This window comes from Streptomyces sp. CAI-85 (genome assembly GCF_013363615.1).
Taxonomy (GTDB): domain Bacteria; phylum Actinomycetota; class Actinomycetes; order Streptomycetales; family Streptomycetaceae; genus Streptomyces; species Streptomyces antibioticus_B.
Window position 1 is genome coordinate 118,900 of record NZ_JAANNX010000016.1, and the last position, 21,955, is coordinate 140,854.

The window sequence follows — 21,955 nt, forward strand, 5'->3', positions numbered from 1 at the left end:
CCGCCCCAAGGGGACTCGGGAGGCCATAACGGGTCACACCGATCACGATGAAAGGGTCACCAGAGTCCCAGGAGGCATCCATGGCCTTGGACGCGCACAGCGCGACGGCGGATCCGCGTCAGGAACACGTGTCCAAAAACGTGCTCGTCTCGATCGGCGCCCTGCTGCTCGGCATGCTCCTCGCCGCCCTCGACCAGACGATCGTCTCCACGGCCCTGCCCACGATCGTCAGCGACCTGGGCGGCCTCGACCATCTGAGCTGGGTCGTCACCGCGTATCTGCTCGCCTCGACCGCCGCCACCCCGCTCTGGGGCAAACTGGGCGACCAGTACGGGCGCAAGCGGTTGTTCCAGATCGCGATCGTCATCTTCCTGGTCGGTTCGGCGCTGTGCGGAATGGCGCAGAACATGCCCCAGTTGATCGCCTTCCGGGCGCTCCAGGGACTGGGCGGCGGCGGTCTGATGGTGCTGTCCATGGCGATCGTCGGTGACATCGTCCCGCCCCGTGAACGCGGCCGCTACCAGGGCCTGTTCGGCGCGGTGTTCGGCGCGACCAGCGTCCTGGGACCGCTGTTGGGCGGTGTCTTCACCGAACACCTCAGTTGGCGCTGGGTGTTCTACATCAATCTGCCCGTCGGGATCGTCGCGCTCGTGGTCATCGCGGCCGTCCTGCACATCCCGCACCGGGCGACCCCGCACGTCATCGACTACCTCGGCACCTTCCTCATCGCCTCCGTCGCCACCTGTCTGGTCCTGGTGGCCTCGCTGGGCGGCACCACCTGGGACTGGGGCTCGCCGCAGATCATCGGCCTCGCGGTGGCGGGCGTGGTCCTCGCCGTGGCGTTCGTGGCCGTCGAGCGCAGGGCCGCCGAACCCGTGCTGCCGCTGAAGCTGTTCACGATCCGCACCTTCACCCTCTCCGCCGTGATCAGCTTCATCGTGGGCTTCGCGATGTTCGGCGCGATGACCTATCTGCCGACCTTCCTCCAGGTCGTCCAGGGAGTCTCCCCGACCATGTCCGGCGTCCACATGCTGCCCATGGTGGTCGGCATGCTGCTGTCCTCCACCGCCTCCGGGCAACTCGTCAGCCGCACCGGCCGCTGGAAGGTCTTCCCGGTCGCCGGCACCGCCGTCACCACCCTCGGCCTGCTCCTGCTGCACCAGTTGGACGAGAACAGCTCCACGGCCGAGATGAGCGCCTACTTCTTCGTCTTCGGCCTCGGACTCGGCCTGGTCATGCAGGTCCTGGTGCTGATCGTGCAGAACGCCGTCTCCTACGAGGATCTCGGCGTCGCCACCTCCGGCGCGACCTTCTTCCGCTCCATCGGGGCGTCCTTCGGCGTCGCCATCTTCGGCACGGTCTTCACCAGCCGCCTCGGCGACAAACTCACCGACGCCTTCCGCGGCGTCAGCCTGCCGCCCGGGGTCTCCGTGGACGCGCTGGAGGCCGACCCGCGCCGCATCGCCGACCTCCCGCCCGCACAGCGCCCGCCCGTCCTCGACGCCTACGCCTCCGCGATCACCGACGTCTTCCTCTACGCCGCCCCCGTCGCCCTCCTCGGCTTCGTGCTCGCCTGGTTCCTGCGCGAGGACCCGCTGCGCGGCTCGGTCACCGCGCCCGACGTGACCGAGACCCTCGCCAGCAACCCGGTCGAGCGGTCCTCGTACGACGAGGTGTGCCGGGCGCTGTCGGTGCTCGGCACCCGGGAGGGCCGCCGCGAGATCTACCGCGAGATCAGCGAGCGCTCCGGCCACGATCTGCTCCCGGCGTCGGGCTGGCTGCTGCTGCGGACCTGGAAGTACGGCAGCGTCGAGCCCGCGGTGCTGGCCGAGCGCACCGCCGTACCCCTGAACGTGATCATGGAGGCGGTGCGAGAGGTCGAGGCCCGTCGGCTCGCGGTGCGCGACGGCCTGGACCTGGTCCTCACCCCGCGCGGACACGAGGTCGCCGAGGACCTGGCACGGGTCCGCGAGGAGTCGCTCGCCGAGCTGCTCGGCGACTGGTGGGGCCCGGACCGGCCCACCGACCTGATCCAGTTGGTCAGGGAACTCACCACCGAACTGTGCGGCTCCGACCGCGAACAGCCCCACGACGAGGGGGCCGCCCGCCGCTCGACGTCACACCTCACCTGAATCGCGGTTCTCGTCGAGCCGCTTGGTGAACCAGTGCTCGGCGTACGGGTCGTCGTTGTGCCGCCCGGTCTCGGTGTAGCCCAGCCGCGCGTACAGGGCGCGCGCCTCGACCAGGTCGCCGCGGGTGTCCAGGACGATCCGGGCGGCCCCGAGCGCCCGGGCGGCGTCCTCGGCGGCTCCGACCAGCAGCGGGGCGCCGCCCCTGCCGCGCAGCTCCGGCCGCACGAACACCCGCGTCAGCTCGGCCGTCCCGGGCTCCAGCAGCCGTACGCCCGCACAGCCGCCCAGTGCGCCGCCGTACCGTCCGACGAGCAACCGGCCGACGGGCGGGGCGAGTTCGGCCCCCGACCGGGCGGCGATCTCACGCTCCAGCTCGGCAGGGTCGGTCCTGCGCCCCTCGTGCAGCAGGTACCAGCGGTCGCTGACCTCCGTGTAGTACTCCCGCCACAGGGCGGCGGCGTCGGCGGCGGAGTCGGCCCTGTTCTCGTATAGCTACGGCCAGGTGGCGAGTAGCTCTGAGTAACCGTCATCGGACAGTTGAGCACACATCAGAACCATGGCCGCGCTGACCCCTGGGCCAGCGCGGTGCTCAGTCGAGCCGGAGAACGACCTGTGGAATCCCACCCTCGCGGGTGCCGGAGACAATCAGTTCCCGGATGAGGCGGTGTGGAGACGGGGCAGGATGACCACGGTGACCGCCTCACTGGCGATCACGCTGCCGGCGTTGTCCAGGTCAGGTGGTCGAAGTGAGGGTCCAGTTCGATGAACTCATTGGCAGTGTCACGAAGTTGGTGGCTGACAGCGTGCGACCAGGGAACGACCCGGACGCCGAGTCCACGGTTTTGTAGCGGCTTGATAGTCGGCAGGAAGTCCCCGTCACCGGCGGCGAGGATCGCGATGTCTCCCTTGTTGGCCTCCATGTAGGTGAACGAGTCCTCCATCATCCTGGTGCTCAGGGCGATGTCGACCTGCTTCTCCTTGTTGGTGAAGGTGCTTCGGTCGAAGGTCTCGACCTCGAAGTCGGCGTCGCGTACGCGCTGCCAGATGCTGTCGTTCTCCGGCGGCTTGGATCCGAACAGGATGGATCGGCCGACGTTCTCGCCGGGTGGGCAGAGGATGCCGTACAGTCGGCGTTCTCGTAGTGTGGGAAGCGGGCAGGGCCCCGCCGCCAAGCTGAGAGCCCTGATCCGAATCATCGCGAAGGCTCGACCTGTGCCATCAGGTCGGGCCTTCGGCTTACTCCTGGACGATCTCGGCGATCCGCCGGAGCTTGTCCTGTGCCTCCGAGGTGTTGAGCTGCCGGAGCTGATCGGCGCTCTCGTGGCTGGGGGTGTCTATCACCGCCTGCACGACCTTGCCGACCGGGCCGCCCTTCACGTAGAGGATCACGGACCGCTCCTGGTACGCCGGCAGCTCGTCGGGCAGGTGCCCTAGTCCGATACTGCTCAACTTATTGCCGATCTCCTCGCGCACCAGGTTGCCCAGCCGCCCGGCCTTCTTGACCTCGCGCAGGACGCCCATGTTCGTCAGATAGACCCCACCGTTGACGTCTGCCGCTTTGCGCAGGTCGTCCCAGGTCTTGATGTCGTCAAACTCTTCTTGCATAGCTGCAACTCCACTCTGCGGACGCCTTCAATCGTTAGCATCAAAGATATCTCTAATCTTACATTTATCTTTGGATCTGTCAAGGTCGCTCACTCCGAGGAGGCCGGCATCCCACCCGTCGCGGTAAATACCGGATCTACTGCAACAGAGCCTCTACGGTGATCTTCGCGACCTGCGGCGGGGCTTCCGGTTGGTGAGGTGACGTGTACGCATGCACTGCGGCAGCATCGGAAGGGTGGGGCCGGCATGGCGATCGAACCGGTGACCGAACCCGGGAGCGGGGGCACACTCTGGCTGCCGCGCGCCCGGGTGGTGTCCCTGTCTGCCCCGCCCGCGTCATACACCGCGGCGGTCGAGCGGTACCTCACCGGCGCGGGCATCGCGAAGTCCTCCGCGCGGATCTACCGGATCTCGCTGACGACGATGCTCGTCGGCGAACCGGCGCCGACTGGACCCGCCCGCCGGGGCGCGAAGCCGCCCGTATTCCCTGTTGCCGCGATCGACGACCCGGCGCTGCCGGAGGCGCTGGCCGAGCTGGCGCGGCACGGGCGGACGAGATGGCCGCCGACACCGTCAACCGGGAGCTGTCCATCGCGCGCAAGGCGATCGGCTGGTGGCAGCGCCAGGGCTGGATCGAAGGCGATCCGACGATCGGCATCGAGCGGTGGCCGGCACCGCCGGACCGCACCAAGGCTCTCGCGGAGAACCAGATCGCCGCCCTTTGGCGCCTGGATGTCGGGCTCCGGGAGAAGATGTTCTGGAAGATGCTGTACGAGTCCGCCGCCCCGCCCGATGAGCTGCTGTGCCTGAATGTGGAAGACCTGTACCCGCAGGACAAGCGGGGCAGGATCACCGCCAAGGGCGGGGCGACCGAGTGGATTCACTGGCAGTCCGGCACCGCCCAGCTGCTGCCCCGCCCGATCGCCCGCCGTACCCGCGGCCCGCTGTTCCTCACCGACCGCAAGGCTCCGGCCGGCGGGGAGGCCCATGCTCGACGTGTGCCCGGAGACCGGCCGGGCCCGGCTCTCCTACCGTCGGGCAGAATAGATCTTCGAGGAAAACACCCGGCTGCTGGCCAACCCGCTCGCCTCAGCCGAGGACATCGAGGATCTGGGCGGCTGGACACTCCACCGGCTCCGCCACAGCGCCCTCACCCACGACGCCGAGGGCGGCACTCCCCCCCCGGATGCTGCTGGCCTGCTCCCGCCACGCCTCCGTCCGCTCCCTGGAGTGGTACGCCCGCCCCGGCGTCGAAGCGGTCGCCCCGCACGTCGCGGAGCGCGACCCCGCCGCACGTCGCCGGAACCGGTAGCGAACGTGGCTCTACCTTGCACCGTGGGTCAGGTGGATAGGAGACCGGGGCCTAAATCCCCGCAGCGCTGCACCAACCGCCGCGATACTGGGGCACGGACTTCGAACCAGCTCAGATAGACCTGATCAACCAGGAAGACCATGTTCGCGGCGGCGACGATGGAACGCTCCCTGGTGAATGCCGTCGTCCAGCGCCGCCACGCGGCGGCCCAGGAGAACGGCCAGCAGTTGGTCGGTGACCTGTGGGAGAAGGCGGCGGACGAGACCATGGAGAAGATGATCGAGAGGCTCGCGCCGCACCTTGACAAGGTCCCCGGACTCACCGACCGGCTTAACGCCGCGCGGGATAGGCGCAATGACCTCGCACACACCTTCTGCTTCGACCGGGCCCCCGACCTCGCAGCCCCCGCCCCCGCCACCCGGCTGATCGCCGAGCTAGCCGCCGACGAGGAGACCTTCCCCGGCCTGTTCGCCGAGGTCCAAGAGATCACCCGGGCCCTCATGGAGAAGGCGGGCATCGACACCGCCACGGCCGACGCCATGCACGTCTTGGTGGTCGAAGCGGCCAAGAACGCCCAGTAGCCACGGCGGCGAGCACGTGATCACCCCCGGCTACTTTGTGGCGCCTGTCCGAGCTAGGACACCGGGGCCAACTACGGGCGGATCCAGATTTTCTGGCCGCACGGTTCGAAGCGGCTACCCTGCGGCCCAGTGGTCACGGCCTCTGTCTCCTGGCCGCAGGCCGGGCATGGCGGCAGACCTTCCTGCTGCGCCGCCATAGAGGCGCGCTGCTGCTCCCACGCTCGCCACTGGGCGGCCGAGATACCTACCTCGGCCGCGGTGAGGTCTGCGAGTAGGCCATCGTGGTCAGTTGCGTCCACCTCTCCAGACACGTCATTCGCGCTGATCACCCATTGCATCCGTTGTATTGCCTTGCCTGATAGCCGCTTGATCTTCGGCCACTCCGCAGGGCAACTCACAACCTCGCCGCGGCTCCACCATCCAAGGTCGAAGGTTGGCTGTCTTCGCTTCCACTGCACTCCGTAGGTCAACTTGCGGTTTCCATCGTGGCAGCCAAGCCACAGCATGAAGATCAGGTTCAAGTAGGAGCCGGGTTCGCAGTGCCACTGCTCACGGGTCTTCCAGCCGCACTGCTCGGCAATGCGTGACAGGACAAGCGACTGTCCTGGCCGGGGCGGCTTGTCTGCTTGAGACAATGACACACCGTGATCGACGGGGGGTAGGAAGCTCGGGTACCGCTGCATGATCGCTCCTGTCCTACGTGCTCAGTCCTCAGGAGGATACGAGGCAGCTGCTTGACCTCTCCGAACAGCAAAACACGCGCAAAGCCCCATCCGCTTCGAGGGGCCCATGATGTACCTCACCATAGGAACATGACCGACCAGTCGTCGGGCCGCAAACCCCGGGGACACCTGAGAAGCGTGGTCCGAATCCGGTTCGCCGAGCAGCCGCTGCGCACGCCCGGCCCGCCGGGGACGTCCAGCGGGCCGGTAGAGCATCACGCGTGCGGCGCGAGGTAGCCCAGCACCCCGATGCCGAGGCCGGCGGTGCCGAAGAAGGCGGCTCCGCCGGATCCGGCGGCCGCGAGCGGCGTCGAGCCGAGGGCGAAGACGGTAATGCCGGTCCCCAAGGCGGCCACGGCGGCCGCCAGCAGGACCAGGGCCACGCCCATGATCTTGAGCTGCAAGGAATTCCCCTCCGGGCAGGAAGGGGTGGCCGAAGCCGATGCCGTCGTGGCAGCCGAGCCCCACCACCCCTGTTGGCAACGTTGTACAGAACAGGTGTGATCAACGCGAGCGCGGCCGACTCGCACTCGAAGGGCGCTGGCTGCCTGCTGTCTTCGCTCCGTACGAACTTGTACGGCTGCCTTCGGACCCACAGGGAAAGCTCCGGGCGCAACTCCCCTTCCATGTCGGCGGGGACGCACCCCTGATTCTACGCGTCGGCACCGACACCCAGCGGGCACACACTTCCGGGCCGACGGGACGTCAGCAGATCGGTCGACGGAGATCTTCCCGAAGTGCAACGCCCCGCCCCAGACGGCGGATGCAGCACTCAGGCTTCCCCGTCGGAATCCTCCGCCCCGTCCCCGGGCGGGCCTCCCCGGAACCCGGGTGTCGCGCCGGGCCTGCGGCCTCCTCCCCCTGCGGGGTGCGCGGGCCGGGTATCGCCGCCCGGAGGGACAGGTCCAGATCGAGACGGCTGTTCATGTCCAGCTCGAACCGGCCGCACGGCTCCACATGCGCCCAGAACAGCGGCGACACGGCTCGGCGGTCCGCGTCGGTGAGCTTGTCCGCCCACTTCGGATCGGCCAGGACCTCCTGCACCAGCAGCGTGTTGACGTGCACCAGCGCGGACTGGAGCAGGTGCAGCGCGAGCACGCTGACTTCCTGGGACTCTTTGTCCGTTCCGGCCAGGTCGCCGTCCTTGCTGTAGAAGAGGTCCTTGTTCGCGGAGTTCCAGTTCCCCACCACCTGCAAACCCTCGTGGATCTCCTGGCGCATCTCGGTAGTCGCAGATGAACGCCGTATGTACCGCCCGTCCGAGTTCCTCGATCGCCCGGTAGGTGGGGTGCTTGGGTCCACCGCGGGTGAAGCGGCAGGACCTGCTCGGCCTCGGCGGTGCCCAGGCGCAGGGCAGTGGTGTACTTCACGATCTGGTCGTACCGCTGGGCGATCAGGTCCCAGTCGATCGTCTTGGCGGAGAGCACCGGGCCCAGGTTCGGCCACTGGTCGTCCTGACCGGCCGCCAGCCGGTACAGCCTCGCGGAGCCGATGTTCTTCAGCCTCGGCATCAGCTTGAAGTCGAGCATGTGCGCGAAGGCGAACCCGACGATGGAGGCGTCGTGCGTGTCGGTGTACTGCCGGTCGACGACCATGTCGGTGCAGTGCCGCATCACGCCCTCGATCATTGAGGCAACCTCGGAAGCCGAACAGGACTTCAGCTGGCTGTAGATACAGACCGATTTCCGTTCCACATGCCAATAAATCATCACGCCGGGGCCCCGGTAGCGCTGGTGTCACTCGGTCATCAGGTTCGAGGACCAGGCACCGAACTTGCGGCTGTCGGAGGCGCACGCGGTGCCGGTGCCCCACCACATCTCGTCCCGTACGGCGAAGGTGGCGTTCACCGACTTCCGCAGGGCCGCCCGCACGTTGGCCCGGTTGACGAACAGGTGCCGCACCCTGCGCAGCGTCGCCTCGCTCTCGCCGTGCTTGCCGGTCACCGCGACCCGCTTGATCCCCATGTTCGTGCCCAGCCCGAACAGCACCAGCAACAGCCGGCGCCGCAGCACGTCCTTGGACAGGTTCTCCCGGGTGGCGACCGAGGTGAACTCGGCGATGAAGTCCGTATCGAACTCGGCGTACTTCAGGATGTCCAGCAGGTCGATGGTGCCCTAGCGCCGTTCGATCTCGCTCTTGACCGCCACCAGGGACTCGGCTCCTCCTGCTTGCCGCGCGGGGAGACCCTGATCCACGGCTCACCGTGCTTCCTGACGGCGTAGCGCACGTCCCGGTTGTCCTTGAAGTCCGCAGGCAGCTCATCCTCCGGGTCACGCCACCGGTTCGCCCCCCACCACCCAGATCTCCCGGCGCCACACCGCGTCCCGCAAAGCGACCAGCACGCACAGCTCGTACGGGATGCGCTCGACACGCCCCTTGTCGTCCATCGCCGCCGCCCGCCACTGCTCCGGCACCACCCCCGCCAGCGGCACACTCTCCGCCGGATCGAAGAACGCGCCCTCCTTCAAGGGTTGCTCCAGGTAGCGCTGGAGCAGGTCGATCGCGTCCATCACCGGTCGGTAGGCCGTGTTGTTGCACTTCAGCTCCAGCGCCCCCAGCAGCGGCGAGAGCATCCGGCGCCAGTGCGCCGAGTACGACGACCGCGGGCCTCGTTCGCCGCAGCCTCCGCCGCCAGCGCCTTCAGCGTCTTCTCCCCGCCGACCACCGGGTAGATCACCCGCCGCACCGTGCCGGACGGCTCCGACAGCGCTGCCTCCGCGACTCGCAGCAGCATCCCCTCCTTGCCCCGCACCTTCTTCAGCTCGGCGTTCAGTTCCTTGTCGACCTTCCGCCCCGCCCGGGTGTTGATCTTCAGCACGAGCTGGATGAACAGGTCCACCAGCGAGTCGGTGATCTCCGTCTGCCGCACATGGCACAGCGCCGCCAGTAGCGTCAGCCGCCTCTCAGGCTTCATCCGCTCCAGATTCGCCGGGTATTCCTTCGACGCCCGCGCCGGCCACGCCTCCACGACTTTCTCCGACACGTCCGCGAACAAGTCTGCGGGCAGCTCCAGTCGCCGAACCCGGTTCAGCTTGTTCACCTCCGCCAACAGGCTCTCCAGCCCTGGCGCCCTCGGGTCGGCCTTCAGCTCGGCGAAGTGCGACTGCCCGCTACCCGACACTACCCCCTCACTATCCGCTCCCTCGCCCGTCCCGTCCCCGCTGCCGACGACCAGATCTTCCAGGCGTGAGCGGTTCGCGTGCGAGATCCGCTCCACCCTGCTGCGGCAGAACCGGGCCTCGAAGTCCGTGACCGCCTTGCCCACCAGCCGCCCGCCCCGCCCCGGAGCCGGCGGCTCGATGCAGTCGTTGCGACACCGGGCCACCACTGCCTCCGCCAGCCGCTCCCGTGACAGCTCCACCGGACACAACTCGGCGGCCAGCCACTCGGCCAGCCGCTCTTGGTCCTCCTCAGTGTTCGCGAATCCGTACGCCTTCCGGATCTCCTTGCGGGGCCGCTTGATCCGGTCGCCCTGCCAGTCGTAGTCCGCCCACGCCCCTGCGGGCACCTTCACCTGTTGGGCCACGTACTCCACCGCCGCCGCGGGCATCTCCTTGGCGGACTCCGGGAACCGGGCCTCCGCCTCGAAGAACTTGAGCAACAGCGCGAAGCCCAACCGGGTCGCCCCGGACTTGTTCCGCACCTTCTTCATGTCGTCTTCGAGCAGCATCCAGACCTCAGGCAGTCTTCCGGCTCCCAGTCCTGCCGCACCCGCGCTCCCTCGCCCAACCAGTTGGATCACCACAGCGTGGCGAGGCGGAACCGGAGAGAAGATCAGAAGACCACAACTGTGGCCGGAAGGTTACTGAGCGCTACACGCCACCTGGCGACAGCTATATGAGAGCAGGGCCGAGTCGAAGGGTTCGGGGGTGACGGTCCAGGCCGGGGTGGTGGTCGTGGTCGGGGTGGTGGTGGTCATGGCGGCCATTGTCGCGAGCCGGGTGCCCCGGTGGGCGCGGGCCCGTTCACGCGGGGTGCGCGGGCCCGGTTTACGCGCGGTGGTCGGGGCAACCCGAACTGCGAACCGGCCCGCGGGGTCGACCGGGGCCGACCCATCGGAGGGCAACATGTCCACAGGCGTGATCATCGCTCTGATCGTGATCGTGGCGGTCGTCGTCGCCGTCCTCGCCGTCCTGACCGTGCGGGCCCGGGGCGCGCACGGCGGAGGCGGTCTGAAGCGGCGCTTCGGCCCCGAGTACGACCGTGCCGTGGCCCGGCACGACGGCGACGTCCAGGCGGCCGAGCGGGAACTCGCCGCACTCGTGGAGCGGCACGGCGGACTGCGCGAGCGGCCGCTGGAGCCCGCGGAACGCGAGCGCTACGAGGCCCGCTGGACCGCCACGCAGGAGCACTTCGTCGACTCCCCCAGGGAAGCGGTCGCCGAGGCGGACCGGCTGGTCGCGGAACTCGCCGGCGCGCGCGGCTTCCCGGACGGCGGCCAGTACGAGGAACAGGTCGCCGCACTCTCCGTGCACCACGCGCGCCATGTCCAGGGCTACCGCACCGTGCACCGGCTCGTGGGAGCCAACGGCAAGGCCGACGGTTCCTCGGACGGCGCCGCGCCCGGCACGGAGGAGCTGCGGGCCGCCCTGCTGGAGGCCCGCGCGCTCTTCGAGGACCTGCTCGCCCCGGCGCGCGGCGAACTCACCGCGAAGAAGACGGAAACGACCACCACGACCACCGCCCGGCGCGAGGACCACGGCCGCCATCTGCCGCGTGCCTTCCAGCGCCACCAGCCGAAGGAGGGCTGACCGCCATGACCGAGGTGACACCCAAGGCGTCCAAGACGCCCGAGGCATCCGAAGCACCCAAGGCGTCCGAGGCACGGGACGTCCGTGACGCCGAGGGACGGGATGTCCGTGACGTACGGAACGCACCCGAGGCGCTCGGCAAGCCCGACGACCTGACCGAGAAGCCGGCCATTGCCTCGCACAAGCCGCCGGCCGCCCCCGGCGCTCTCCTCCCGCGCGAGGAGGGCGACAAGCTCACCGCCCGGCTGGAACACGCGGTGGTCGGGTTCGTGGACGGCCCCCGGGACGCCGTGGAGGAGGCCGACGCGGTCCTCCAGGAGCTGGCGGCCCGGCTGACCGACGCGGTGCAGAGCCGCCGCCGTACGCTGCGCGGCTCCTGGCAGCCCGCCGCCCCGGCCGAGGGCACCTCCGCCGAGCCCGCCGCCACCCCCGACACCGAGCAACTCCGGCTGGCCCTGCGGGACTACCGCGAACTCACCGAACGGCTACTGCACATCTGACCCGTCGCCCTGGGCCCGTGTGTCCGCCCGGCGCTCCCGCCAGAGGCGTACGACGTCTTCCACGTCGTACGGCTTCATGCCCAGCGGGGGGCCGGGCGGCGGCTTGTACATCATCTCGCGGAGCTTGACGTTGACGTCCGTGATGATCTTCCGGACGATCCGTTCCGTCGGGGCCGCGAAGGCCGCCGCGAGCGCGTCCTCCGCCTCCTTGCGCAGGGCGAGCGTCGGCGGCAGCACCGACAGGCCCTCGCGCGCCATCTTCCGCTTGATCCACCACAGTTCGTCGTACGTGGTGTCCGTGCCCGGCGGCAACGGCCGTCCGGCGCCCGGCAGTCGGTCGAACTCGCCTCGCCGTTCGGCGTCCCGGATCTGCTTGTCGACCCACGACTCGAACGGGACCCCCGGTGGCTTTCGCTCGGTCATGCGTCCATTGTGCCGGACGGGACCGGCCCGGGCGATTTATCATGCGGCCGCTGTACAAAGACTGTTCAGCCGCTGATGCAGCCGTTGTTTCACGAAGGAGCGCACGTGCTCGAACTCACCATGGCCACCGTCTCGGGGGCGGAAGAGGGTGCCACGGCAGGCATGCTCATGGCCGATGCGCCGAGCGACCCGGGCGCCGTGCTGCGGGTGGGCCGGGACAAGTCCGTGTGCCGCCTGGTGACGCCCGAGGACTGGCTGTTCGTCTCCCGGGTGCACCTGGAGTTCCTGTGCGGCCCCGAGGGCGCCTGGCAGGTCACCTGGCTCCAGGGCTCCCAGGCCGAACCCTCCTCCGAGGTCCGGCTGGTCTCCGGGGCCTACGCCCAGCCGCTCACCTACGGCGGGACGGTGACGCTGCCGCGCGGCGGCTCCGGCGAGATCATCGTCATCGACCGCACCGGGCCGCGCAGCGTGAACGTGGGCTTCTACCACGAGGCGTAGGCACGGCGGTCGTGGGTTTGGGGGCTACGCCAGGACGCGTGCCAGCGCGAAACCGTCGTAGCCCTTGGTGCCCACGGTCTGGACGGCGGTGCCGCTGAGTCTCGGGTGCGAGCCGATCAGTTCGAGCGCGGCCCGGGTGCCGCGCACGTCCCCGTCGGTGCTGTCGGCGTCGACGACGCGGCCGCCCCTGACGACGTTGTCCACGACGATCAGGCTGCCCGTGCTGGTGAGTCTGAGCGCCCACTCCAGGTAGTGCGCGTTGTTGGCCTTGTCGGCGTCGATGAAGACCAGGTCGAACGGCGGCGGGTTCTCGTCGGCCAGCAGCGGCAGTGAGTCGAGCGCCGCGCCGACCCGCACCTCCACCAGCTTGTCGAGGCCCGCCCGCGCGATGTTGCGCACGGCGACCTCCGCGTGCCGCGGGCTGTACTCCAGCGAGACCAGCCGGCCGTCGGCGGGCAGGGCGCGGGCCAGCCAGATGGTGCTGTAGCCGCCGAGCGTGCCGATCTCCAGGATGGTGCGCGCGCCCTGGATCTCGGCGAGGAGCTGGAGCAGCTTGCCCTGGTTCGCCGTGACGCTGATCCGGGGGAGCCCGGCGGCGTCGCTGTCGTGCAGCGCGGCGTCCGTCACCGCGTCGTCCGGGGCGAGGTGGGCCGTGAAATAGGCGTCGACGGCCTCCCAGACCTGCGATTCGCTCATGCGCTGCCTCCCGTGTCCGCCCTGGCCATGACCGCCAACCATCATGCCAACGGCGCGGGCCGCGCGGGGGTTCCCTTCACACCGCGGGTCGGCGGACGCCCGCACGTCAATTCACCCGTTCGACGGAAGCGAGGGCGCGGCGGATACCGGTCGCCCCCGCGGCGAGCCCCACGCCCCCGTCCCCTCCCGCGGCACCCGCCGTGCCCCCTCCGAGCGGCACCGCGCCCCGGCCCGAGCTGCTGTTCCGCGCGGGGAACGCGGGTTCCGGCCGCGCGGTGACCCCGTTCTTCCGGTCGTGTTCCGGACAACTTCCGGACAAAGGGAAGACCGCTGTCAGGTGAAGCGGGGATGGCGCGCGTCCTTCTCCGGGGGTGCCGCGGGCGCCCTAGGCTCGTTTCCGGAGACACCCTGGCAATGCGGACATGGCACGAACGGGGCGGGAGGCCGACGAGGCGTGGCGAATGCGGAGCACGGCGAGCGACGACCGGCGCAGGTGTGCGGGGCGACGGCGGCCGGCACGGTCGTCGACGCCGCCGTCGACACGGCCGTCGACACGGCGAGAGTGCGTCTGAGAGCGGCCCGGCTCGGTCTGTGGCTGGTGGCGGCGGTCCTCGCCGTCCGCCAGATGACCGTGGTCCTCGCCACCCCGAGCGGTGAACGGCTGACGGACCTGGAGACCTGGGTCGGCGACAACGGCGTGCTGCACGTCAACGGCTCGCTCTACGACTCCTCCCGCTTCACGGGCACCCCGTTCGGCGGCCTCGTCCTCAAACCGCTCACGCGGGCGGCGGAACAGGCCCTGGGCTGGGGCTGGACCTTCGGCAGCCTGCTGCTGGTCGTCGCGATCGGCCTGGTCGCCGCGCACGCCCTGCCCCGGCCGGTCGGCAGACGGACGGCGCTCCTGGCCGCGCCGGTCGCGATCAGCCTGCTCATGCTGTCGCTGCCGGTACGCAACGCGCTGTGGCTCGGCCAGACCAGCATCCTTCCGGTGCTGCTGGTCCTCCTCGGCTGTTTCGTCGTACGGGACTGGCGGGCTGCCGGTGTGCTGATCGGGCTCGCGGCCGCGCTCCAGCCGACCGTGCTGCTCTTCGCCGCCCTGCTCTGGTGCACCGGGCGCCGCCGGGTCGCGGTGGCCACGGCGGCGACCTTCGCCGGGGGCACGCTGCTGGCCTGGGCCGCGATGCCGCACGACTCCGCCATGTACTGGGTGCACCATGTGGCCGGAGCCGGGCTCGGCGCGGACGCCGACGCGCTCGCCAACCAGTCCCTGCACGGCGCGCTGCTGCGGCTCGGCCTCTCCGGGCCGCTGGAGATCGGCCTGTTCCTCACGCTGGGCGCGGCCGTCGCCGTCCTCGGCGTCCGGCGGGCGGTGCGCTACGCGCGCGACGGACAGATGCTGCTCGCGGTCGCCGTGACCGGCTGCGCGGCGATCGCCGTCTCCCCGACGACCTGGCAGCACCAGTTGCTGTGGGTGCTGCCGGCGCTGGCGGGCCGCGTCGGGAAGCGGGCCTCCGACCGCTATGTGTGGCCGGTGACGGTGGTCCTGGTCATGACCCTCCCGGCGACGATGCTGCTGCCGAACATGGAGGCCCTGTACCCCCTCCGGGACAACGCGATCCTGCTCACCGCGCTTGCCGCGGCAACGGTCGTCCCCTTCCTCCCCCGCACCTCCCCGTACTACGCCGCACCGATCCCCGCGCGGTACGCCGCACCGGTCCCGACGCGCTGGAAACACGTCCCGCTCCTCCCCTTCCTCCGCCGCGTCCTCACCCGCCCCAACCTCCTCCTCGAACTGCTGCTGCTCCGCGTCACGTACGCGGCGTACCAGCAGGTCCGCCTTGCGGCGACCGGCGGCACGAACTCCGGCGGCCGGGCCCGTGCGGAGGCCCACGGACAGCAGATCCTCGACCTCGAACGCGCCCTGCACATCGACATCGAGCACGCGGTGAACCACTGGGTGGTGGGAGTGGGCCACCTCCGCGGCTTCTTCGACTTCTACTACACGTCGTTCCACTTCGTGGTCCCGCTGACGGTGCTCGCCCTGCTGTACTGGCGCCGCCCCGTCGACTACCGCTGGGCCCGCGCGACCCTGGGCTTCACCACCCTCCTGGCCCTGATCGGCTTCTGGCTCTACCCCCTCGCCCCGCCCCGCCTGATGCCGGCCCTCGGCATCATCGACACGGTCCACGGCGTCCAGGACTTCTCCCAGCCGGAGTACGGCACGCTCACGGCCCTCACCAACCAGTACGCCGCGATGCCGTCCCTCCACTTCGGCTGGTCCCTGTGGTGCGGCCTGGTCATCGCGCTGGTCGCCCGCCAGTGGTGGCTGAAATCCCTCGGCCTCCTCCACCCCCTCTTCACAGCGTCCGCGATCGTGGCGACCGGCAACCACTGGATTCTGGATGCGGTGGGGGGTGGGGTGGTGGTGGCGGCGGGGTTCGGTTTGTCGTATCTGTTGATGGGGCCACGGGCGGGGTCGACGACACCGGTGCCGACGCCTACGCGGCACGATGTCGGCGAGGAAGCGAGGGCACTTTCGGGGGGCCGGTCGGGAGGCTGACCAAGGTCACATATGAGCACCGGAGCGGTTGTTTTCGTAGAGTGAGGTAGCTGTGATGGAAGTCGAGCCATGGACGCCGACGCATCAGGCGGTTGAAACCAACGATTATGAGGAACTCGCCGCACTTCTTGATGCGGGAGCCGATCCGAACGAGGTCTGCTTCGGGATGACGCTGCTTGCGCACGCCATCGAGCTCGAAGGGGACTCAACGCTTCAGTCCGGCTACCGACTGCACGCCGCGCTCACTGCGATCGTCCTGGCCTATGGCGCTGACCCGGAATTGGTTTCGCGTAACGATCAGACTCCTATGGAAATTGCGGAAGAGTACGACCACGAGCCGGCTAAGCGTCTGTTGCGGAACTTCTTGAAACGGGGTCGAGTCCAACCAGTTGGGGAGTAGGGGATAGTTTTCGTGTACAAGCTATCCCCCTTTCGGCTTGGGGTGAGAGGTGGAAATGGGCGGGGTGGGATAGCTGTGGTTTCGTTTGATGTGGGTGGGGGGCGGGAGCCTTGGGTGGTTTTTGGGGTGGAGGGGGCGGGGGTGGTTCTTCGGCAGGTTGAGGGGCTGGAGGGCAGAGGTGGGCGGGTGGTTGACTTTTGGGCTCGGGATCTTTGTCGGGAAGAGGATTTGTTTCGGGCGTTCGCTGAGCGGCTGAGGTTTTCGGGTTACTTCGGGTGGAACTGGGATGCCGTCGTCGACTGTCTCGATGATCTGTGTGGGGACGTCACCGGCGGGGTCGGGGTGGTCGGTGTGATCCATGACGCCGATTCGTTGATTGACGCGGACCATCTCCAGGTTTTCGTTTCTGTGCTTTGTCAGGGTGCGGCGCGGGCCAATTCTTACGTGGATCTGGATGGGGAACCGCTCTATCGGCCCGCCATTTCTCAGCACTTCGTCTTCCTGGTGAAGGATTTCGATGCCGAGGAGATCGTCGGGAAGGTTCAGCATCCCGATCTTGTCGTCGCGCAGGACGGGGAGTTCGTCACGGTCACCTTGGACCCCGACGTTTGGTTCTCCTGATCAGCGGTCAGTTCGCACCAGACCCTTTTTCCGCCGGTCGGTGTCGGCTTCACGCCCCACTTGTCGGTCATCGCGGTCAGGAGGAGCAGGCCCCTGCCTCCCTCCGCGTCCGGGGGCGACTCGGCCGGCTTCGCCGGTAGTTGGGCGTAGGCGTCCGTCACCTCCAGCCTGACTCCGTTCCGTTGTTTCCGGAGGAGGAACGTGCAGCGGCGGTCCGGGACGTGGCGGAAGACGTTCGTGGTCAGTTCCGTCGCCGCCAACTCCGTGGCTTCCGTCAGGTGTTCCATGTTCCAGTCCGTCAGGAACGCCCGCACGATCCTGCGGATGTGGCGGGGCGTGTGCTCGCCGATCGTCAGCGTCATGCGGTACTGCGTCGCCACCGGCGATGCGTAGATGGAGGGGAAGTATCCGTTCACGGTACGAGCGTGACCTGTGGCGACTACCGTGGGCTACCGGTTGGATGCAACCCGTTCCGTAGTGAGAGGGGACCCCCACGTGACCCACATCAACGTCCTCGACCCGGGCGCCTCACCGCTCGACTACTACGGCTTCGAGCTGCGCAGATTGAGAGAGGCCGCCAACCTCACGCAACGTCAGTTGGGGGACGTTCTCAACTACACCGGTTCCCTGGTAGGGCAGATCGAGACCGCCAGGAAGGTGCCGACCGTCGAGTTCAGCGAGCGGGTGGATGCGGCCCTGGTGACCGGTGGGTTGTTCTCGCGACTCGTCGAGCTGGTGCTTCGTAGTCAACTTCCGGCCTGGTTCAGGCAAGTTGCCGAGCTGGAGGTTCGGGCCGCCGAGATCTGTACTTTCCAGACCCACGTCGTTCATGGGCTCCTCCAGACACCCGCATACGTTCGTGCTGTCCTCGGAGTGCTCGACCAGAGTGACCTCGAAGACCGCACCGCCGTCCGACTTGCCCGTCAGCGCATCTTCGACAAGGCCGAGTCGCCGGTCTTCTGGCTGGTGCTGAGTGAGGCCGCCCTGCGTCAGGAGATCGGCGGCCGTGAGGTCATGCGCGAGCAACTCGCCCACATGTTGTCCTTCGAGGACAACCCGCGGATCAATGTCCAAGTGCTGCCGTTCTCGGCCGGGGCGCACCCGGGGACACAAGGCTCGTTCAATCTCTACCGCTTCGTGGGCGACCCGGCCATCGTCTATACCGAGGGGTACGGCAGCGGTCATCCCAGCGCCAATCCGGACACCGTCAAGGACTGTTCACTCCGTTACGATCATCTCCGGGCCGCCGCTCTCTCCCTCAAGGATTCGGCGGAGCTGATCCGGCGAGTGATGGAGGAGCGCTATGGAGAGCAGCGTCTGGCGTAAGTCGTCGTACAGCGGTGATCAGGGCGGTGATTGTGTCGAGGTCGCCGACACTGCCTCCGCCGTCGCCATCCGTGACTCCAAGAACCCGGCGGGGCCGATCCTCACTCTCGACCCCGCCGCGTTCTCCGACTTCATCTCCTGGGCTACAGCCGCTGGATGATCGTCCCCGTCGCCAGTGCGCCGCCCGCGCACATCGTGATCAGGGCGAACTCCTTGTCGCGGCGCTCCAGTTCGTGGAGGGCCGTGGTGATGAGGCGGGCGCCGGTCGCGCCTACGGGGTGGCCTAGGGCGATGCCGCCTCCGTTGACGTTGACCTTGTCCAGCGACTGTTCGAAGACCTGGGTCCAGCTCAACACCACCGACGCGAACGCCTCGTTGATCTCGACCAGGTCGATGTCCTTCAACGACATGCCTGCCTTGCCGAGGACGGCTCGCGTCGCGTCTATCGGGCCGTCCAGGTGGTAGTGGGGGTCCGCCCCCACCAGCGCCTGGGCGACGATCCGGGCCCGGGGCTTCAGTTTCAGGGCGCGGGCCATCCGTTTCGACGCCCACATGATCGCCGCCGCGCCGTCGCTGATCTGGGACGAGTTGCCGGCCGTGTGGACCGCCGTCGGCATGATGGGTTTCAGGCCCGCGAGCGCCTCGGCCGACGTGTCGCGCAGGCCCTCGTCGCGGTCGACCAGGCGCCACATGCCCTGGCCCGCCGCCTGTTCGTCCTCCGTGGTGGGGACCTGGACGGCGAACGTCTCCTTCTTGAAGCGTTCCTCCGACCAGGCCACCGCCGCGCGGGACTGGGAGAGCAGGCCGAGGGCGTCGACGTCCTGCCGGGTCAGGCCGCGGCGCCTGGCGATACGTTCCGCCGCCTCGAACTGGTTCGGCAGGTCCACGTTCCACTCGTCCGGGAACGGCTTTCCGGGGCCGTGCTTCGAGCCCGAGCCGAGCGGGACCCGGGACATCGCCTCCACCCCGCACGAGATGCCCACGTCGATCACGCCCGCGGCGATCATGTTCGCGGTCATGTGCGACGCCTGCTGCGAGGACCCGCACTGGCAGTCGACCGTGGTCGCCGCCGTCTCGTAGGGCAGGCCCATGGTCAGCCAGGCCGTCCGCGCGGGGTTCATCGACTGTTCGCCGGCATGGGTCACCGTGCCGCCGACGATCTGCTCGACCGCGTCGGCGGGGATGCCGGTGCGGCCCAGGAGTTCGCGGTAGGTCTCGCCCAGGAGGTAGGCGGGGTGCAGATTGGCGAGCGCGCCGCCGCGCTTGCCGATGGGGGTGCGGACTGCTTCCACGATCACGGGTTCGGCGGCCATGGGTGCGGATCCTCCTCCGAGGAACTAGTACGTGTTCTAGTTCTTCCGAGCAGTCTGCGGACGTGATGTGCGTCACCGCAAGGGTCTTGCAGCCTTCAGCACCCTGAACTACCTTCGCGGCAGCCTGTTTCTGATGAACCGTCAGACGGAACGTTCGATGGCTGGAGCCGCCGATGCCCTGTCCAGCGCTTCCCGACGGGTTCGACTTCACCGACCCCGACCTGCTGCATCACCGCGTCCCCCACCCGGAGTTCGCCGAGCTGCGCCGCGCCGAACCGGTCCGCTGGATCCCCCAGACGGGCAACGTCGCCGGTTTCCAGGACGAGGGGTACTGGGCCGTCACCCGGCACGCCGACGTCAAGTACGTCTCCACGCACCCCGAGCTGTTCTCGTCCTACCTCAACACCGCGATCATCCGCTTCAACGAGCACATCCAGCGGGACTCCATCGACGCGCAGCGGCTGATCCTGCTCAACATGGACCCGCCCGAGCACACGCGCGTACGGCAGATCGTGCAGCGCGGCTTCACACCCCGGTCCGTACGGGCACTGGAAGGGCGGCTGCGGGAGCGGGCGCGGGCCATCGCCGAGGGCGCCCGCGCGCACGACGGCCCCTTCGACTTCGTCACCGAGGTCGCCTGCGAACTGCCCCTCCAGGCCATCGCCGAGCTGATCGGCGTCCCCCAGGACGACCGGGCCAAGATCTTCGACTGGTCCAACAAGATGATCGCCTACGACGATCCCGAGTACGCCATCACCGCCGAGGTCGGCGCGATCTCCGCCGCCGAGCTGATCTCGTACGCCATGAACATGGCCGCCGAACGGAAGCGGTGCCCCGCCCACGACATCGTCTCCACGCTCGTCGCCGCCGAACACGAGGGCAACCTCAACTCCGACGAGTTCGGCTTCTTCGTGCTGATGCTCTCCGTCGCCGGGAACGAGACCACCCGCAACGCCATCACGCACGGCATGCACGCCTTCCTCACCCACCCCGAGCAGTGGGAGCTGTACAAGGCCGAGCGGCCCGTCACCGCCGCCGAGGAGATCGTGCGCTGGGCTACCCCCGTCGTCGCCTTCCAGCGGACCGCCACCCAGGACACCGAACTCGGCGGCAAGCTGATCAGGAAGGGGGACCGGGTCGGGCTCTTCTACGCCTCCGCCAACCACGATCCCGAGGTCTTCGACCGGCCCGACGACTTCGATGTGACCAGGGATCCGAATCCTCACCTCGGGTTCGGAGGCGGCGGGCCGCACTTCTGCCTCGGGAAGTCCCTCGCCGTGCTGGAGATCGACCTCATCTTCAACGCCGTCGCCGACGCCCTGCCCGGACTGACCCTGGTGGAGGACCCGCGACGGCTGCGGTCCGCCTGGATCAACGGTGTGAAGGAGTTGCGGGTCAGTACGGCTGGGTGACGAAGTCGCTGCGGCTGACCGTGGTCGTGGAGCCGTCCTCGCGCTGCACCGTGTACTCGACCTTGGTGATCGTGCCGGGGGTGGGCGTGAGGGGCGCGGTCAGCCTCAGCAGGTCGCGCATCTCGGTGTCGTTGAACACGACGTGGTCGCCCACCTGGTAGTCCTGGCAGTCCGGCGTGGTCATGGCCGTGGTCCTTCGCTCGTCGTCCGGTGGGGCGTGGGGTGTGGGGCGCGTGTACGTGTGTCGCGTGTACCCGTACCGCGCCACGCCGTACGGCACGCCCGTAATCCCTCGCTCGGATGAGTCCCGGGTTCGGTTCGGTGGTTCCGTTCGGTGGTTCGGTTCGACGGCTCGGTTCAGTCGCGGCCGGAGGCGGTCACGGCCAGGACACCGGAGGCCGCCGCCGCGACGAGCAGCGGGAGCGCGACCCCGTGGTGGATCACCAGCCACGCCCCCAGCACGGCGCCCGCGAACATCGCGACCACCGCCGCCGCGCGGCGCGGTGTGCTGCGGCCCGTGCCGCCGCCCGCGTGCGAGTCGGAGGCCAGGCCGGTCAGGGTCATGGTCACGACGGTCGTCGTCGAGAGGTCGCGGACGGCGAGTTTGCGGACGGTCGCGTTGCGCAGCCCCATCGCGAACGCGGTGAGGGCGATGACCGCGTAGATCCGGCCGGGGGTCTCGTATGCCACGGCGGACGCGCCGGCCAGCAGGAGCGCCTCGACGGCGAGCGTCGCACGGGCCCCCGTACGGCGGGAGTCGCCCACGCGCCGGATCAGCCGGCCGCCGGCCGCCGCGCCCACCAGGAAGCAGGCAAGCGAGATCGCGGTGTGCCGGACGGTGAAGCCGGGGGCGCCGGCGGCGGCGAAGCCGAGCATGACGACGTTTCCGGTCATGTTCGCGGTGAAGACATGGCCGAGGCCGAGGAAGCTGACGGCGTCGATCAGGCCGCTCACCAGGGTGAGGCCGAGGAGGACGGGGACCAGACGCACGCCCCGCGCCTCGGGGTCCTTCGGGGGCTCCGTGGTCATCCGGTCAGTGGATCACGCGCGGGGGTGGAAACGCCGAAACGGCGGCCCCGGGGGCGGGGGCGCCGTTGTCATGC

General features: G+C 68.9%; 25 protein-coding genes and 1 pseudogene. 11 read left to right on the forward strand and 15 right to left on the reverse strand.

Going from position 1 to position 21,955, the window contains the following annotated elements; all coding sequences use genetic code 11:
* Positions 1–80 precede the first annotated feature (80 nt).
* A complete protein-coding gene (locus G6W55_RS19990; RefSeq protein WP_244368957.1) occupies positions 81–2,132 on the forward strand; it encodes an MFS transporter in 2,052 nt (683 codons plus the stop codon).
* On the opposite strand, the gene G6W55_RS19995 is transcribed toward G6W55_RS19990, so the two are convergent.
* From G6W55_RS19995 to G6W55_RS20005, 3 genes are all read right to left on the reverse strand, one after another.
* A complete protein-coding gene (locus G6W55_RS19995) occupies positions 2,118–2,582 on the reverse strand; it encodes a GNAT family N-acetyltransferase (protein WP_175522227.1) in 465 nt (154 codons plus the stop codon). The two genes, G6W55_RS19990 and G6W55_RS19995, sit on opposite strands and share 15 nt — an antisense overlap.
* A 260-nt stretch (positions 2,583–2,842) precedes the next feature.
* Positions 2,843–3,304, reverse strand: a complete 462-nt coding sequence (locus tag G6W55_RS20000; RefSeq protein ID WP_175522208.1) for an NYN domain-containing protein — start codon at positions 3,302–3,304, stop codon at positions 2,843–2,845.
* 64 nt (positions 3,305–3,368) lie between these two features.
* Positions 3,369–3,737, reverse strand: a complete 369-nt coding sequence (locus G6W55_RS20005) for a hypothetical protein (protein ID WP_055633709.1) — start codon at positions 3,735–3,737, stop codon at positions 3,369–3,371.
* A 1,452-nt stretch (positions 3,738–5,189) separates the two neighbouring features.
* On the opposite strand from G6W55_RS20005, the gene G6W55_RS20010 reads away from it, so the two are divergent.
* Positions 5,190–5,630: a hypothetical protein gene (locus tag G6W55_RS20010; RefSeq protein ID WP_175522209.1), complete on the forward strand. Its 441-nt coding sequence runs from the start codon at positions 5,190–5,192 to the stop codon at positions 5,628–5,630.
* A 71-nt stretch (positions 5,631–5,701) separates the two neighbouring features.
* On the opposite strand, the gene G6W55_RS20015 is transcribed toward G6W55_RS20010, so the two are convergent.
* The 6 genes and pseudogenes from G6W55_RS20015 to G6W55_RS38355 all read right to left on the reverse strand — a co-directional run bounded on the left by G6W55_RS20015 (position 5,702) and on the right by G6W55_RS38355 (position 10,022).
* Positions 5,702–6,313 (reverse strand): hypothetical protein, encoded by a 612-nt coding sequence (locus tag G6W55_RS20015; protein WP_175522210.1) that lies wholly within the window; start codon positions 6,311–6,313, stop codon positions 5,702–5,704.
* Between the two features lie 254 nt (positions 6,314–6,567).
* The gene (locus G6W55_RS20020; RefSeq protein WP_175522211.1) at positions 6,568–6,756 is read right to left on the reverse strand and encodes a hypothetical protein; all 189 of its coding nucleotides are present in this window, start codon (positions 6,754–6,756) and stop codon (positions 6,568–6,570) included.
* A gap of 301 nt (positions 6,757–7,057) precedes the next feature.
* A complete protein-coding gene (locus G6W55_RS38335) occupies positions 7,058–7,573 on the reverse strand; it encodes a Tn3 family transposase (RefSeq protein ID WP_217687113.1) in 516 nt (171 codons plus the stop codon).
* Between the two features lie 155 nt (positions 7,574–7,728).
* Positions 7,729–8,460 (reverse strand): annotated as a pseudogene (locus G6W55_RS38780) (Tn3 family transposase); the annotation flags it as partial.
* A 162-nt stretch (positions 8,461–8,622) separates the two neighbouring features.
* Positions 8,623–8,925 (reverse strand): hypothetical protein, encoded by a 303-nt coding sequence (locus G6W55_RS39280; protein ID WP_217687116.1) that lies wholly within the window; start codon positions 8,923–8,925, stop codon positions 8,623–8,625.
* The gene (locus tag G6W55_RS38355; RefSeq protein ID WP_217687117.1) at positions 8,892–10,022 is read right to left on the reverse strand and encodes a DUF4158 domain-containing protein; all 1,131 of its coding nucleotides are present in this window, start codon (positions 10,020–10,022) and stop codon (positions 8,892–8,894) included. Before G6W55_RS38355 ends, G6W55_RS39280 begins: the two co-directional genes overlap by 34 nt.
* Positions 10,023–10,419: 397 nt before the next feature.
* Here G6W55_RS38355 and G6W55_RS20030 point away from each other — a divergent pair, with 397 nt between their 5' ends.
* On the forward strand, positions 10,420–11,103 hold the full coding sequence (locus G6W55_RS20030) for a hypothetical protein (RefSeq protein WP_175522212.1): 684 nt from the start codon (positions 10,420–10,422) through the stop codon (positions 11,101–11,103).
* Positions 11,104–11,108: 5 nt separating this feature from the next.
* The gene (locus G6W55_RS38790; RefSeq protein WP_254876345.1) at positions 11,109–11,603 is read left to right on the forward strand and encodes a hypothetical protein; all 495 of its coding nucleotides are present in this window, start codon (positions 11,109–11,111) and stop codon (positions 11,601–11,603) included.
* On the opposite strand, the gene G6W55_RS20040 is transcribed toward G6W55_RS38790, so the two are convergent.
* A complete protein-coding gene (locus G6W55_RS20040; protein WP_175522213.1) occupies positions 11,589–12,026 on the reverse strand; it encodes a DUF1992 domain-containing protein in 438 nt (145 codons plus the stop codon). The genes G6W55_RS38790 and G6W55_RS20040 overlap by 15 nt on opposite strands.
* Before the next feature lie 105 nt (positions 12,027–12,131).
* Between G6W55_RS20040 and G6W55_RS20045 the strand changes: the two genes are divergently transcribed.
* Positions 12,132–12,524 carry an FHA domain-containing protein gene (locus G6W55_RS20045; protein WP_175522214.1) on the forward strand — a complete coding sequence of 131 codons (393 nt, stop codon included), beginning with the start codon at positions 12,132–12,134 and terminating at the stop codon, positions 12,522–12,524.
* 24 nt (positions 12,525–12,548) lie between these two features.
* On the opposite strand, the gene G6W55_RS20050 is transcribed toward G6W55_RS20045, so the two are convergent.
* Positions 12,549–13,220, reverse strand: a complete 672-nt coding sequence (locus G6W55_RS20050; protein WP_175522215.1) for an O-methyltransferase — start codon at positions 13,218–13,220, stop codon at positions 12,549–12,551.
* Between the two features lie 454 nt (positions 13,221–13,674).
* Here G6W55_RS20050 and G6W55_RS20055 point away from each other — a divergent pair, with 454 nt between their 5' ends.
* The 3 genes from G6W55_RS20055 (at position 13,675) to G6W55_RS20065 (ending at position 16,801) form a co-directional block, all read left to right on the forward strand.
* On the forward strand, positions 13,675–15,780 hold the full coding sequence (locus tag G6W55_RS20055) for a bifunctional glycosyltransferase 87/phosphatase PAP2 family protein (RefSeq protein ID WP_175522216.1): 2,106 nt from the start codon (positions 13,675–13,677) through the stop codon (positions 15,778–15,780).
* 55 nt (positions 15,781–15,835) lie between these two features.
* The gene (locus G6W55_RS20060) at positions 15,836–16,180 is read left to right on the forward strand and encodes an ankyrin repeat domain-containing protein (protein ID WP_175522217.1); all 345 of its coding nucleotides are present in this window, start codon (positions 15,836–15,838) and stop codon (positions 16,178–16,180) included.
* 186 nt (positions 16,181–16,366) lie between these two features.
* Positions 16,367–16,801 carry a barstar family protein gene (locus tag G6W55_RS20065; RefSeq protein ID WP_309243763.1) on the forward strand — a complete coding sequence of 145 codons (435 nt, stop codon included), beginning with the start codon at positions 16,367–16,369 and terminating at the stop codon, positions 16,799–16,801.
* On the opposite strand, the gene G6W55_RS20070 is transcribed toward G6W55_RS20065, so the two are convergent.
* Positions 16,723–17,217 (reverse strand): ATP-binding protein, encoded by a 495-nt coding sequence (locus G6W55_RS20070; RefSeq protein ID WP_309243762.1) that lies wholly within the window; start codon positions 17,215–17,217, stop codon positions 16,723–16,725. The genes G6W55_RS20065 and G6W55_RS20070 overlap by 79 nt on opposite strands.
* Before the next feature lie 79 nt (positions 17,218–17,296).
* On the opposite strand from G6W55_RS20070, the gene G6W55_RS20075 reads away from it, so the two are divergent.
* A complete protein-coding gene (locus tag G6W55_RS20075) occupies positions 17,297–18,127 on the forward strand; it encodes a helix-turn-helix transcriptional regulator (protein ID WP_175522218.1) in 831 nt (276 codons plus the stop codon).
* Positions 18,105–18,287, forward strand: a complete 183-nt coding sequence (locus tag G6W55_RS20080) for a DUF397 domain-containing protein (protein WP_175522219.1) — start codon at positions 18,105–18,107, stop codon at positions 18,285–18,287. Before G6W55_RS20075 ends, G6W55_RS20080 begins: the two co-directional genes overlap by 23 nt.
* Here G6W55_RS20080 and G6W55_RS20085 read toward each other — a convergent pair.
* Positions 18,271–19,440 carry a steroid 3-ketoacyl-CoA thiolase gene (locus tag G6W55_RS20085; RefSeq protein WP_175522220.1) on the reverse strand — a complete coding sequence of 390 codons (1,170 nt, stop codon included), beginning with the start codon at positions 19,438–19,440 and terminating at the stop codon, positions 18,271–18,273. The two genes, G6W55_RS20080 and G6W55_RS20085, sit on opposite strands and share 17 nt — an antisense overlap.
* A 173-nt stretch (positions 19,441–19,613) precedes the next feature.
* Between G6W55_RS20085 and G6W55_RS20090 the strand changes: the two genes are divergently transcribed.
* Positions 19,614–20,852 carry a cytochrome P450 gene (locus tag G6W55_RS20090; RefSeq protein ID WP_175522221.1) on the forward strand — a complete coding sequence of 413 codons (1,239 nt, stop codon included), beginning with the start codon at positions 19,614–19,616 and terminating at the stop codon, positions 20,850–20,852.
* Here G6W55_RS20090 and G6W55_RS20095 read toward each other — a convergent pair.
* Positions 20,836–21,036, reverse strand: a complete 201-nt coding sequence (locus G6W55_RS20095) for a hypothetical protein (RefSeq protein WP_175522222.1) — start codon at positions 21,034–21,036, stop codon at positions 20,836–20,838. The two genes, G6W55_RS20090 and G6W55_RS20095, sit on opposite strands and share 17 nt — an antisense overlap.
* A 173-nt stretch (positions 21,037–21,209) precedes the next feature.
* Positions 21,210–21,881, reverse strand: a complete 672-nt coding sequence (locus G6W55_RS20100; RefSeq protein WP_175522223.1) for a YoaK family protein — start codon at positions 21,879–21,881, stop codon at positions 21,210–21,212.
* Between the last annotated feature and the right edge of the window lie 74 nt (positions 21,882–21,955).